The sequence below is a fragment of the Streptococcus sp. ALY_211 genome (assembly GCF_058314555.1).
In genome coordinates, this window is record NZ_JBZFUN010000005.1 from 59846 (window position 1) to 74140 (window position 14295).

Sequence of the window (14295 nt, forward strand, 5' to 3'; positions counted from 1 at the left end):
CTTTATTCTACTCTGTCTAGTTTAGTTTCGCCCTTAATAGATTCATTTTCCATCCAGTAAAAACCATTCCATGTACTATACGATTGCTGGTTAGGATACTTTTCAAAATATTGCTTTTCTCCAATACAAGTCCAAAACATATTTAAATCGTTATCCTCTAAAAACTTAGTTAAATAATCTTTTCTGATAACTAGACCGTTAATAACATCAGCAATTTCACCATCAAATGCGACTAAGTTTCCAGTTTCACTAAAGAAATAGCCATCATATTCTTGCTGGTTTAGATTCAGATCGTTTACTAACTTAGGACAAGGGATACTAACATTTATTGTTTCTTCTTTAGAGGCATCGTACTCTGCTCCCCAAGTAAAGTGAACATAGGCAGGCATTATTTGTGCAAGAACTTTTTCAAGTTTGACAACTATGTCTTTCTCCGTTTTTTTTATCACAATTTCATCATCGGTAAACTCTAAATCAGAAACCGTTTCCCGTTTAGTAATTTCCTCACCAGTCTCAACCTTATACTCGGACCAGTAATCTCCTAATACATCTTGAACACTTGGAGACCAAGCATACTCTCTATTGAAAAATTGATAGAAGGAGCCCCCTTCTGGAAATATTCTTCCCCAAAATTTCGTTGTACTAAGATTATTTTTAAGTTCTTGGAATTCACTATTTTTTACAAAGTATGCTTGAACGATTCGCCATATTTGCTGAGAACCTTCTTTAAAACCCAAAGGTTCTGTATTTATGGTATATTTATTATTTTTTAATTCCTTATGCTGATATAGCAAAATCCATTCTACACCATCACTGTCTCTGTATGATAATGGCATATCAAGTAGATTTGGTTTTTGGGAAATCCATTCTTGTATTTGTTTCTTACCAATAGTTCTTTCCTCGATAAAGTTCTCTTTGACTTCGCTATTAAATTGGGGAAGTATACCTAGGGGCTTCATAGAATGATAATTTAGAGTTGGATCAAAGTCTCTAACGTAGGGTTCCCAAGCTCCTTTATACCCTCCATCATAATCGTCCCAAACTTTTAATTTATGACTGTCTGAGATTCTAGCTAAGATATTATAGAATGCAATCCATTGATATTTTTTGCCTATTCTCTCAATTGTATGGCTTCTTTCTCTATCATGAGGGTGTCCACGCAAAGTATCATACTCAGCAAATAAATCATTAGAATATCCTAGTACATCTCTAATATACTGCATTGCGTAGTGGTATAAAATTTTTACATCAATATCTTCAAAATTACTTAATGCAGACTGGAAAATGTACCTTCCAAAATCTCCATAAATTCCAACCCCTTCAGGTCTCATAGACTTGTCGATCCACCCTAGCCCATCACTTTCAACATGAGAGTTATAGTGATCAGGAGAAACAGTAGGAATTGGTATAGATTTATATGGAGGTATTATCTTTGAGTATTCTATTTCAGTCTTCTTACTCGAAAATTCAAATAAAAACCTTTCAATAATCAATCTAGCATAATCCCTAAGCAAGATATCTGGATAAACAAACTCCTTATCAAATATACTTGAATAAACAAAATTAGCTAAAGATTGAAATTCATTTTCATACGTTTGGTTTCTCTTTGTACATGCACCAAAGATAACTCCGTATAGCCTCTGAATGATGTAAGGGTCATTTACGTTTTCAAATTTTCTTAAAAGATACTCACAAAGGTCAAAGTTTATTTTTAGTAATTCAACTATTGCCTTAGAAGTTATATCTCGTAGTTTCCTATTTGAAGAAGCCAATAGCCACGTGAAAAGTATCAATAATAACTTACTTTTTTCTTTAGACATATTATCAATTTTTTCGCCCCTATCAAATAGGCAGATTAATTGATAAATCCTTTCCTCATCATAAGTTAAATTATTAATAAACGGAATCCAAAAGCTATCGCGCTCATTAAGTTTTTTATAAAAAAGAATTTCATGTAAAAATTCGGCATTGATCGGACTCTTTGCCTTGCTACTATTTTCTATTAATACTCTAAAGACATCAGAACTATGCGTAGGATATTGATTAACAATATCCCTAAAGATAGCTTGATTTAAGGTATTTACAGGACGCCAAGAAAAACTTTTTATATATCTAGTAGCTAAGTCATACCTGTTATACTTATCTGTGACCTTTTCAATTAAATCAATACAATCTTCATTAAATTTCTCAAAATAAAAACAACATACAAATAAAAAGACATCAATATTGTAATTGTTTTTGATTTCTCCATCTTCAATCCTTAATAGATTATTTTCAAGGTACATTTTCAATTTTTCCTTATCAGAAGAAAATTCCATAATAACTTTAGCTTTGAGATAATCTTCTAATAAATTGTATCCAAAAGAATAAACTTCATTGTTCTGACGAATATAGTCATTAATTATACCTGATTTGAGAAGATTAGAAATGAAAAATTGTTTATTAACAATGCCATGATCTAACCAAAATTCCATCTGAAGAAGATCTTTTTTATTAAGATAATTATTACCATTATTTTCAAGCTGTTTTCTAGCAATCTCTAATAATAAATCTTTCAATATCGTTCCTGAATCAGAAATATTCAAAGCTTTCTGAATCTCATTATCAACTATAGTTATAAAACGCTCAAACATCTGAAAAAGATTTAATTCCTCACCATTATACGTTTTACAAAACAGAGTTAAAAATAGTGGATTTCCCATTTCGTAATTTAACAAATCAGATGGTGAAAATGGAATATTATAGAAGTTTAAGAATTCTTTCGTTGCTATAACAGACTTTTCTTGAAAACCAGTGTGCTTGGTGCTTAAAATTTTCCTATCTTCTAACTGCCTGATTATATTTTCTTCAAAAACGAGTTTTTCATATCCAGTCCTTACAGACAGTATAAGTTTAATATATTTTCGTTTCTTTAATTCTGAAATAATTCTTGTTAATCCGTTTTGCCATACGCTTCGATTTGTCGTCTCATTTATCGCATCAATAAAAATGTAAATATATTTGTTTTCAATCTCTCCAAGAGTATCTAAAATATCTAAAAACTCATGAATTGCATAATGAAATCCAAATCTCTCAATAATTTGTGCGGAAATGTCGCTACTAGATAAATAATGATGTCCCAATAAAAGAAGGGCGTAGCCTCCACTGTCCATTGTCTCTTTTACAGCTGTTGCAAATAGCTGAGTTTTCCCCATACCAGCTTCACCTGTAACAACAAGAATTTTTTCATTAATCAGTGATGCTTCTTCCTCTGAACAACCAAACCAGTATAGATAATCTAACAGTCTAGTAATATCACGCATTTTGTTGTATATTTTATTTCGTTCACCTTGAGAGAGAGCTTCATCTGATTCTATTTTATTTTCTAAATTGTCCTTCATTGCGGAAAGCTTTTCAATTTCCGATTTCAAAGCTTGATTAACTTTAGTATTCCAGCTTACGCACTCATCTATATTTTCAACTGTTATATCTGCTAAGCTATTAATACATTCCTTAACGTTAGAAATTAAGTTACTCCCTAAACTGTAAAGAGTATCTAAATCATTAATAAGTTCTGTCTTTTTAGCGTTAATTCTATCAATAGCACTTTGACTTCTTGTAAAGAGTTGAATTTTTTCATCTGTTTTTGTTTCCACATTAAACTTTGGATTATATCTGGTACCTAGGGAATCAAACGATTGTTGATTATATTCTTCAAACCAGTCTCTTGTTATTATGTGGTTTCCAAAAAAGAAAGACTGTAAATCAAGATGCTCTATGACTTGTGTAATAATTTCATTATTGCTAATAACCTTAAATTCAATATTAGCTTCTGCAAGGGTTTTATTTATTTTTATATATCCTTTACTTTTTAACGATATATCTTTATTGCAGTAAAGATAAAATGTATCCAATTTATCAGCGTAGTTTTTTACAGTCTTCTCTACAGATTTTTGAATTTGAGAATAATCCACTTTATTCTCAAAATACTTTGCTTGAAAAGCAATTCTTTTCCCAAGTTTTGAACTATCAATTGGTTCTGCTTCAACACCAGGATGGTTGGGGCTTGATGTTAGGGTAGAAACATCATCAAGAAATTTTCTTTTAAATAAGATTCTACATAACTGTTCAAAAGTATCTGCTACATTAGTGTGTAAAGCATTAAAATTACCCCAAGTTATTTTTTTAGGAATCATTGTTTATATTACCTTTTATTATCTCTTTGTATCTTACTAATTGAACACGGGCTAAAAGCTCGGGATTTAGATAAGCTTCCTTGTGTGCCAGCACACGGCGTCACCTTCCTAAAATCAATATATCTGAACTGAACTCGCCTACGATGCTGTGCAAAAAGATAACCATTTCCTAGACACAAGATGTCTTCGTCATGGTTCCTATTTTGCTTTGCATCGCTTAACGGCTCTGTATCTTGAGTTTACCTCCTCAACCTCAACGGTTCTATGATGTTTTCGATGAGGTTGGTGTAGTCCCTTTTGATGTTCTTTTTGTAGAGGAGGGGGTTGAGGGGTTCTGCGACTTGGGCTTTGTAGTCTTGGTAGCGTTGGCTGGCTGCTAGCTGGCTTTCGCCTTCTTGTTTTTTACGGCCTTTTTGGTAGTGGCTGACGAGGTAGCTGAGTTCGTCCTCGCCGATATACCATTTCTTGGCTAAATCTGTGACATGGCCTTGGATGACCTCTGCGACCATCTCATCTAAGACAGCACTCAGGGATTGCCCACGGTAGCTTTGGGGATCCCTCTTGATCTGATGCCAGAGGGTGAACATGACCTTAGCCAGGCTGCTGTTGGTTTTGGCGAGATTGGCGATATAGTCATCGATAGCGGCTAAGTCCTTGTTTGAGAGGTCAGCTGCTTCTTGGCCTTCCTGCGGGATCAGGGCTTGGATGAGGGAGAGGATATACTCGTAGTTGATCTCATCGACATGGACAGACTCGATCTCGTAGAGATAGTTGATCGGCTCCTCTTCTTCCACCTCTTCTTCACGCCGATGCTTGAGCTCAGCTAGGACATTTTGATAGACGCCCATATAGGTCTCTAGCTGGTCTGTGCTGAGGCCATACTCAGCATAGATCTCTGCCTCATTATACTCTTGGTAGACTTGGAGGGAGGCGAGACACTTATCAAACTCCTGAAAGGCCTTGGCAAAGACTTTGAGCTCTTGGGTAGTGGCTTGCTCTGGATAGATCCCTAGACTGGGCTCGTCAGTCGTTAGCTGGCGAAAGGCTGCCAGCTTGACGTCAAAATTAGCCTTTTCTTCCTCCCAGTCTGGGGCTAGGACGCTGGTCTGACCGCCGTTTGAGTAGAGCTGGAGGGCATTATCGACGGCTGCTTTAAAGCTATTTGGTGCCTGAAAGGTGATGATCTGACCGTGGCGTTTATTCTTATCAAAGATCCGATTGGTCCGGCTAAAAGCCTGAATCAGATCCTGAGGCTGCATGGGCTTGCGGTCGATAAAGAGGGTGGACAGGCAGGGCGCATCAAAGCCAGTCAGGAGACGATTGACCACGATGACCAGATCCAGCTGCTCGGCTCGAAAGAGGTACTTGTCCTTCTTGCGGGCGAGGCGGTTGTTGACGTCGGTATTGTAGCTGCGCAGGTCGGCCATGGTGAAGTGGCTGCCAAACTCTTTATTGTAATCGCTCAAGGATGCTTGCATCTTCTCCTGATTTGAGTGGGAGTCCTCTTCATTTTCAGTGACTGAGTAGGTGATGGCGACCTTGGGAAAGTCTGGAAGGACACGCTTGATGGACTCGCTAATCTTGAGGGTCGTTTCTCCCTTTTTGATCCGCTGGATAAGGTCGTAGTACTTCTGCGCCATGGGGATAGACTTAACGGTCAGGATAGCATTGTAGGTCTTGCCGACCCCGTTTTTAAAACCGAGCGGCCCCTTGGAGTGGTTGATGATGGTATCGAGGACCTGCAGCATGTGCTCTTCGTTTTCATAGGCTTGGTCTGGGATAGCCTTTTCATCAGCCCCTTCATCAAGGAGCAAGGTGCTTTTGTAGTCGACTTTGAAGCCTAGGACGGCGCCATCGTGAATGGCCTCCTTGACCGTATACTCGTGGAGCTTGCGGCCGTAGAGTTCTTCGGTTGTTTGCGCTAGATTGCCCAACTGCTGGCGTTTATTTTCGCCAAAGATAGGTGTCCCTGTGAAGCCGTACCAGAGGGCATGGACAAAGAAGCGTGAGATGGCCTGATGGGCTTGAGGTGTGACCGCCCGATGGCACTCATCGACCACGAAAGCGACCTTGAGCTGCTTGATTTTCTGGGCATCCTTGCTGTAGCGGCCTTCCTCAATCTTGCGCATAAGGGTGGAGAGCTTCTGGATGGTGGTCACCACCACACGCTTGTCATTGCCGATCAGGCGCTTGACCAGATCGTGGGTGCTGTCGGTCTCGTCAATATCAATGACATCATTGGCGGCATAGGACAGAAAGCTAGAAGTCGTCTGCTGATCTAGGTCACGGCGATCCACCACAAAGATGGTCTTTTTGATGGAAGGGATCTGCAGGAGGTTGCGGGCTACCTTGTAAGAGGTCAGGGTCTTTCCAGAACCTGTGGTATGCCAGACATAGCCGGACTCCTGCTTCTTGCTGGCTTCCTGAACCGCCTCGATGGCATGGATCTGGTAGGGGCGCAGTAAGATCAAGGCCTTCTTATCATCATCGATGACCGAATACTGCATGACCATCTGGTGGGCACGGGGAATCGAGAGGACTTCCTTTGTGAAAGCAAAGAGGTCTTCGACCGGCTGATTTTTGTCGTCCACCCACTTGGTGAGAAATTTCCGATTGAGCTTGTCAGCCTTGGCGGCTGCAATATAGCGGGTATGGGTTTTATTGGAGATGACAAACATTTGGATGCTTGAAAAAATGCCACGGAATTTTCCTTCACGGTCGTATTTCTGGATCTGGTTGAAGGCTTCATCTGTCGAATGACTGGCACTCTTGAGCTCGATATGGATGAGCGGGAGGCCGTTGATCAGCAGACTGACGTCTGTTCTGCGGTCACGCTCAAGCTCGTTTGAGCGATTGCGGACGACTTGATGGACAACTTCGTAGGACGATCTGCCGCCTGCGACATTGTCACGCCAGATAACCGAGAGGCGGGCATTGTCTAAAGCGGCGTCCTCACGCTGGAGATCGACCTTGGCAATCCCATTTTCACCGACCAGCCATTTGGCTGCCTCGTAATAGCTGGTAAAATCCAGCTGTCCCTTGATTTGCTCCTTTTCCTGATCGGTCAGGGGATGGCCGTTGAGAGCAGCTGTATTATTTTGCTCCAGCTTGGCAAAGAAATTATCCCAGAGGTCTTCTTCTGTGCGCAGGTCCTCACGCAGGCTCCATTGGCTCTCACCTGTAATCAATCGCTCAATCAGCTGCTCCTCAATCACCAGTTCATTTGTCACTTTTATTGCCATGGGTATCACTTTCTAACATTGTACTAACCTTATCATTATAGCATAGGGAAGGTTAAGGAAGTCATAAATCATAAGGGATATAAAGGTTAAAAGAAGCAGCTAAAAACGCTCCAATCACTAGGATTTGAAGCGTTTTTGTATATGACGTTTTACCAGCTTGTGTAAGATTACTTTTTAATCTGTAGGTCGGCTAGCTGCTCTAAGATACTGTCTGTATCTGCGCCAGCCTGTAAGAGGGCTGCGGCTGTGTAAGCCCCTTCGACGATAGGGACAGGGGCGATATGAATGGTTTTTTCTGAAAAATCAGCGACCATCTCGAGGTTCATCTTGGCACTGCCAAGATCAAAAAAGGCAAAGAGTTCGTCTTTAGGGTTGCTGCTGATGACCTTTTGGACTTGGTCAAAGCTGGTACCGATACCGCCGTCCTCTGTGCCTCCGATAGCAGTGATTGCGACATAGCTGGCGACTTCATCGATGAGATCAAGAAGGCCTTGGGCGATATGTTTTGAATGGGAGACGATAACCACTCCTGCTTGTGCCATACTAGTCACCTACTTCCATCAAAGCTTCAAAAAGGTAGCCAGATGAGCAAGTACCGGGATCGATATGGCCAAGGGAACGCTCACCCAGATAGGAGGCACGTCCCTTGGTTGCTCTGATGTCGGCAGAAGCCTCTACATACTGGTGGATCTTATCCAGTGTGAGCTGGTTGGCACGCAAGTCTTCTAAGACCTTTGTCCAAATGTCAACCATGGTTTTTTCACCAACTGCTGCTTTCCCACGCTTTTGGATCATGTCCAATCCTGCTGCAACAGCATCGGCCACGGAGTCACTAGTCTGAAAGGATTTGGTAAAGCCCATAAAGGCTGAGCCGTAAAGGGGGCCTGAAGCACCACCGACCTTGCTGAGTAGCTGCATGGAGACGACTTTAAAGACATCTGCTGGGCTGGCTAGGGCTTGGCTCTCTAGATTTTCCATGACTGCCGCCATACCTCTTGCCATATTGCCTCCGTGATCACCATCACCGATTGGTGTATCTAGCTGGGATAGGTAATCTTTATTGGCTTGAATCTTGTCATTGAACAATGACATCCATCTAATCGCTTGTTCTGTATTCATATCTGTCTCCTTACCAGGCAATAGTTGTCACAGGTGCTTCTAGGGCATCCAGCCAGGTCTCGTCTTCTAGACGCAGTAAGGTCAGGGACAAGCCTGCCATGTCGATAGAGGTCATCAGATTGCCTAATTTTTTATAAGCGACTGTTATCTTTTCTTCTGCCAGAAGTTTAGCTAGGTCATTGGCAAAGATATAAAGTTCCATCAGGGGTGTTGCGCCCATACCATTGATGAGGACAGCGTATTTTTCACCTGCTTTTGGTTGGAATGAGGCTGCCAGTTTGCTTACCAATTCTTTGGCTAGATCGGCAGATGGCTTCATCTGTTCACGCTTGTAACCCGGCTCTCCGTGGATGCCTATGCCGTATTCGATTTCGTCATCTGCTAGCTCGAAGCCCGGTTGACCGACTTCAGGTACTGTTGCCCCGCTTAGGGCCAGGCCAATCGTGTGAATATTAGGTACCAAGCGGTCAGCAAGTTCTTTGATCTCCTCAAGCTTTTTGCCGCTTTTTGCTGCATGGCCTAGAATTTTATGGACAAGGACAGTTCCAGCGACACCACGGCGTCCTTGGGTATAGAGACTGTCTTCGACAGCGATGTCATCATCAACGACGACATAGGAGACAGGGATCCCTTCCATTTCAGCCAGTTCTTGTGCCATTTCAAAGTTCATGACATCTCCTGAGTAGTTCTTGATGACCATGAAGACACCTGCTCCCTCATCAGCCTCTTTGATGGCTTCTAGGACTTGATCGGGTGTCGGCGAGGTAAAGACGGGCCCGCAGACAGCTGCTGAGAGCATGCCCTCTCCGACAAAGCCTGCATGAGAGGGCTCATGCCCGCTGCCACCGCCAGAAATAATAGCGACATGACCTGTCTTGGGGGCATTGCGAGCGATGATGTCAAAGCCATCCACACGGTGAATGAGATCACCATTGGCAAAGACCATACCATCTAGCATTTCAGTGACGACGTCGGTAGGTTGATTGATAATTTTTTTCATAACTCCTAACTCCTTTGTTCTTTCTTATACTGTCATTATAGTAAAGCGATTACAAAAAAGAAAGGGATAACTGGATCTTTACCCCTTTTCCTTTCATCATAGAAGAAAAAACGCTCTAAAAACTGAGTTTAGGAGCGTTTTCTTTATCTAATTGTCTTCGACGAGTGCTAGGAAGCTCTATTGAGTAGGTCGTTTACTGCAGCGAAAAATTAAAATCAGTATAAATTTTATGATTTTACATAATTATATTTCTGCTATTTTTGGTGATCATTCGTGGAGCTCGAGTGGCAGACCGTCTGGATCCTTGAAGAAGGTCATCTTCTCACCGGTGAAGCTGTCACGGCGGATGGGCTCGCAGGTGATCCCCATAGCTTCGAGTTCAGCTATAATTTCTTCAATGTTTTGAACACGAAAGGCTAGGTGGCGCAGACCGGCTGCTTCCGACTTGTACTCTGGCTGACCGACACGCTTTGGGGGAGCTTGGTAGGCGGGATCATTTGTCTTATTCCCAAAGATCTCCAGCTCAATGTCGCCGCACTTGAGATCCAGCTTGTAATCGTGGCGCTCAGGACGGTGGTTTTCTCGGATGATTTTAAAGCCTAGTTTGTTGACATAAAAATCACGGGACAATTCATAATCCGAGACGATGATAGCGACGTGATGAATAGCGTTTAGTTGCATATTTTTTCTCCTTAGGCTTGGTTTTGAGCCGTTTGCATGTCATAGTAGACACCTTTTTGGCGCATGAGTTCTTCATGGGTGCCTTGCTCAGCAATATCTCCATCAACCATGACTAGGATTAGGTCAGCGGTCTGGATGGTAGAGAGGCGATGGGCGATAATAAAGCTGGTGCGTCCGGTCATCAACTTTTCAAAAGACTCTTGAATTAACTGTTCGGTGCGTGTATCGATGGAGGAGGTAGCCTCGTCCAAGATCAAGATTTTGGGAATAGAAATAAAGATACGGGCGATGGTCAGGAGCTGACGCTGACCTTGGGACAGCGAGCTTCCTGCGTCTGCGAGATAGGTATCATAGCCGTGAGGGAGCTGGCGGATAAAGTAGTCAGCATTGGCAGCTTTAGCAGCTGCTATGACTTGCTCACGACTGGCTTCTGGATGACCAAAGGCGATGTTATCATGAATGGTCGCTTCCTTGAGCCAAGTCTCCTGGAGAACCATACCGATCTGCTGGCGCAGGCTGGCTCTGGTATAGGTCTTGATGGAAACACCGTCGAGCTTTATATCACCGCTATCAACCTCATAAAAGCGCATGAGCAGATTGATCAGGGTGGATTTTCCTGCTCCAGTTGGTCCGACAATAGCGACTCGGCTGGCAGCGGGTATCTGAACCGTGAGATCCTTGATCAACTTTCTATAGGGCGTGTAGCCAAAGGAGACATGCTCAAAGCTAAAGGCGCCTTGGACGTGATCCTTGTCTAAAATCTCATCACCTGTCTCTGTTAGGCTATCTTGATCCAAGACCTGATAGAGGCGTTGGGCGCAAGCTAGAGCGCCTTGGAGTTCGGCTAGGACCGATGAAATATCATTAAAAGGCTTGGTGTACTGGGTAACATAGTTTAAAAAGGTTGTCAGCTGACCGATAGAAAAGGCACCGTTCATGATCCGCAAGGCCCCTACTGCTGCTAAGAGGGCATAGATCAAGGCATTGACGAAACGGGTAGCAGGATTGACCGAAGACGAATAAAATATAGCCTTCTGAGAATAATCCGCATAGGTCTCATTGGTCCTTTGAAATTGAGCGATGAACTGATCTTGCGCATTGAAGCTCTGTATCAAACTTTCCTGATTGAGACTTTCTTCAATCAACTGGGTCTGCTTGCCTCTAGCCTTGGTTTGATCCTGAAAAAAGTTAAAGGATTTGCGAGCGATAAAGCGTGATAAAAAGAGCGATAAGGGAGTCAAGAGCAAGACTAGAACCATCATGATCCAATCGATATCAGCCATGGTCACCAGGGTCACTACGATGGTCAAAAGACCGACAAAAAATTGGTTGAAGACCATCAATAAGCCATTCGTCAGCTGTTCCACATCTGTCGTGACCCGACTGACTAAATCCCCTACCGACTGGCCAAGATAGGACATAGGAAGCTGATGCAGCTTGGTAATCACACGGTCTCTCAGACTCTGGCTAAAGCTGTAAACCAGTTTATTGTAAATCAGAGGATTGAGATACTGGACCATTGTATTAAGGACGATGACAAGGAGCATCTGGGCTAAGATGTGCCAGATGAGCTGATGATTATTGGGCACCAAAACAGCGTCGACTGCTCGACCGATCAAAACGGGCAGATAAATGGTTAAGCCGACCTGACAGATGATCCCTAGCAGAGCTAGAGCTAGGTAGCCTTTTTGCTGCATAAAGTCTCTGATCAGGCGTTGAAGCGTGTGCCCCTTCATACTTGGTCTCCTTTCTGATGTTGTGATCCATGGATGTCTCGGTAGATTGGACAGGTGCCTAAGAGTTCTTTATGGCTACCTAAGCCGACTTGCTGCCCCTTATCCAGTACCAAAATTTTATCAGCCGATTTGAGACTATTGGTGCGTTGAGAAATGAGGATCAGGCTGGTGTTGAGCTCCTGCTTGATGGCACGAAGCAGACGGCTCTCTGTCAGATAGTCGAGTGCCGAAGTGGAATCATCCAAGATCAGCACGGGACGCTCTTGCAATACTGCACGGGCGATTGTCAGGCGCTGACGCTGGCCGCCCGAGAAATTGCGGCCGAAAGCTGCCACAGGACTATCCAGCCCTCCTTCTTTTTCCTGAACAAAATCGCTAGCTTGAGCGATCTCTAGTGCCCACCATAGTCGCTCATCTGTCACTTGCTCAGGCTCTAGGCCCAAGATGAGATTGGAGCGGATTGTTCCCGTAAACAGCTGGGCCTTCTGAGGTACTAGGCTGATCCAAGATCGCCATTGTCTCAAGGTTTCAGGGGACTGGCCTTCTTGATAGAGATGAAGCTGGCCTTCTTGGGGGTGATAGAGACCTAAAAGCAGCTCGACTAGGGTGGATTTACCAGCACCTGTCCCGCCGATAATCCCCAGCGTTTGTCCCTTATTGAGCTCTAGATCAAGCGCTTTTAGCGAAGGCTTGGCCGCTGTCGGGTAGGTAAAGCTCACCCCTTGAATAGAGAGGAGCTGGTCCCTCTCAGCACTGCTCTCTACGCAAAGCAAACCATCTAAATTTTCCTCCTCTTGCTCAAAGACCTCCTGTACTCGACCAGCACTGATAAAGCTCTGGTTGAGATTGGTAATCATGAGTGCTAGCTTGAGCAGTTCATTGAGAATACCTGTCAGGTAGTTGACCAAGGCAATCAGACTTCCCTGACTTAAGCTTGAGTCTGCGATGGCGAGATTTCCCTGCCAGATGAGGATGACTAGGGTTAGATTGACGATTAGAAAGGTCAAGGGAGCGTTTAAACTAGTCAGCCAACTCGCTTTTAGTTGAGAGTTGGTATAGGCTTGGTTAGCGTCTAAAAATTCGGACTTTTGCCTATCTTCCTGGCCAAAGGCTCGGATAACGCTCATCCCTTCTAACTGCTGGCGTGTCAAGCTAACTAGCTGGTCAGTCTGCTTGCGGATCAGGCGGTAGATAGGATTTACTAATCTAGCCAAGAGATAGACCATGAGACTCAGGGCAGCAACTAGGATTAGAAACCAGATAGATAGGCCTAGATCAATGGTACAGGCCATGATAACAGATCCAAAGACAATGATGGGAGCCCGTAAAAAAAGGCGCAAAAACATATTGATTCCTGTCTGTATCTGGTAGGTATCACTGGTTAAGCGTGTCAATAAGCTTGATGTGGTCAAGTAGTCTCGACTCGCCTTGGGCAGGCGCATGATTTTTTGGTAGAGCTCCTTTGTCAGCTGTTTGGTAAAGCCCACTGCTGCCAGGGAGGAGAAATATTGGGCACTCACAGCTACACTGACGCCCAATAGCGCAAAGATAAGAAGGAGGCCGATCATCTGCCATAGGGAAGTGGTATCTTTTTGGGGGATAGCCTTATCGACAATCTGTGCGATGATCAAGGGAACCAGCAATTCAAAGGCTGCTTCAAGCAATTTAAAAAGGGGACCGAGGACACTTTTGGCCACATACCCCTTGAAATATTTTAATAGTGATTTCATAATTTTAGAGTTTATCGATCAATCGAATTAAAAAGAGGTTGAATTGAACCTGTTTGGCATAATAGTGATTGCCGCCATCCACATAAAGCTTACCGCCTCCATAAAGGATGGAGACGATATTGTAGTAATGATAGGTATCCCCACTGCTATTACCTAGGCTAGGCGCAACAACGTCTCTCGAGTAGCGCTTAGCAAGCTCGATCGTATTTTTACCACCGTGCTTTGCAACATAGGGGATATAAGCCTGTCCAAAATTATAGGCTTGGATGGCTGTCCAGCTATCTGTGTGATGGTCTTGGGCTTCTTGCAGATTTTGATCCAGGACCTTGGTTCCTTGTTTGATGCTTTTGCGATTGTCACTGATGGTATCTGTTTGGCCAGTCGAGCTTTCACTGGACTGCATGACATCGTTTGAGCGTCCCTTGGTCTCAGTATAGATCACTGCTAGGACTAGATCTTCATTGGTCGTATTGTCATCTTCGTCTAAGACCTCTTCGACCAGAGGACGGTAGGCTAGGACATTTTTGACCGCTCGATAGACGCTGATCCCTTTAGCAATCAGCAGGATCACTATTATGATATAGATGATACGTCTGATTTTTTTAAACATAG

Annotated in this window: 9 protein-coding genes; all 9 read right to left on the reverse strand. The window is 43.3% G+C overall.

Annotated features, from left to right (window positions below; all coding sequences use genetic code 11):
- Positions 1–2 precede the first annotated feature (2 nt).
- Entirely contained in the window at positions 3–4175 is a 4173-nt protein-coding gene (locus tag AC4HAJ_RS05745; RefSeq protein ID WP_491079206.1) for an NACHT domain-containing protein, read from the reverse strand.
- Positions 4176–4414: 239 nt separating this feature from the next.
- Positions 4415–7417 carry a type I restriction endonuclease subunit R gene (locus AC4HAJ_RS05750; RefSeq protein ID WP_491079207.1) on the reverse strand — a complete coding sequence of 1001 codons (3003 nt, stop codon included), beginning with the start codon at positions 7415–7417 and terminating at the stop codon, positions 4415–4417.
- Between the two features lie 167 nt (positions 7418–7584).
- Complete coding sequence (gene dhaM, locus AC4HAJ_RS05755; protein WP_491079208.1) at positions 7585–7959, reverse strand: dihydroxyacetone kinase phosphoryl donor subunit DhaM; 375 nt, start codon at positions 7957–7959, stop codon at positions 7585–7587.
- Position 7960: 1 nt separating this feature from the next.
- Positions 7961–8536 carry a dihydroxyacetone kinase subunit DhaL gene (gene dhaL / locus AC4HAJ_RS05760; RefSeq protein WP_491079209.1) on the reverse strand — a complete coding sequence of 192 codons (576 nt, stop codon included), beginning with the start codon at positions 8534–8536 and terminating at the stop codon, positions 7961–7963.
- Between the two features lie 10 nt (positions 8537–8546).
- Entirely contained in the window at positions 8547–9536 is a 990-nt protein-coding gene (gene dhaK / locus AC4HAJ_RS05765; protein WP_491079210.1) for a dihydroxyacetone kinase subunit DhaK, read from the reverse strand.
- Positions 9537–9803: 267 nt separating this feature from the next.
- A complete protein-coding gene (gene gloA2, locus AC4HAJ_RS05770) occupies positions 9804–10217 on the reverse strand; it encodes an SMU1112c/YaeR family gloxylase I-like metalloprotein (RefSeq protein ID WP_491079211.1) in 414 nt (137 codons plus the stop codon).
- Between the two features lie 11 nt (positions 10218–10228).
- Positions 10229–11953: an ABC transporter ATP-binding protein gene (locus tag AC4HAJ_RS05775; protein WP_491079212.1), complete on the reverse strand. Its 1725-nt coding sequence runs from the start codon at positions 11951–11953 to the stop codon at positions 10229–10231.
- Positions 11950–13683, reverse strand: a complete 1734-nt coding sequence (locus AC4HAJ_RS05780) for an ABC transporter ATP-binding protein (RefSeq protein WP_491079213.1) — start codon at positions 13681–13683, stop codon at positions 11950–11952. Before AC4HAJ_RS05780 ends, AC4HAJ_RS05775 begins: the two co-directional genes overlap by 4 nt.
- A gap of 4 nt (positions 13684–13687) precedes the next feature.
- Positions 13688–14293 (reverse strand): lysozyme family protein, encoded by a 606-nt coding sequence (locus AC4HAJ_RS05785; RefSeq protein ID WP_491079214.1) that lies wholly within the window; start codon positions 14291–14293, stop codon positions 13688–13690.
- Between the last annotated feature and the right edge of the window lie 2 nt (positions 14294–14295).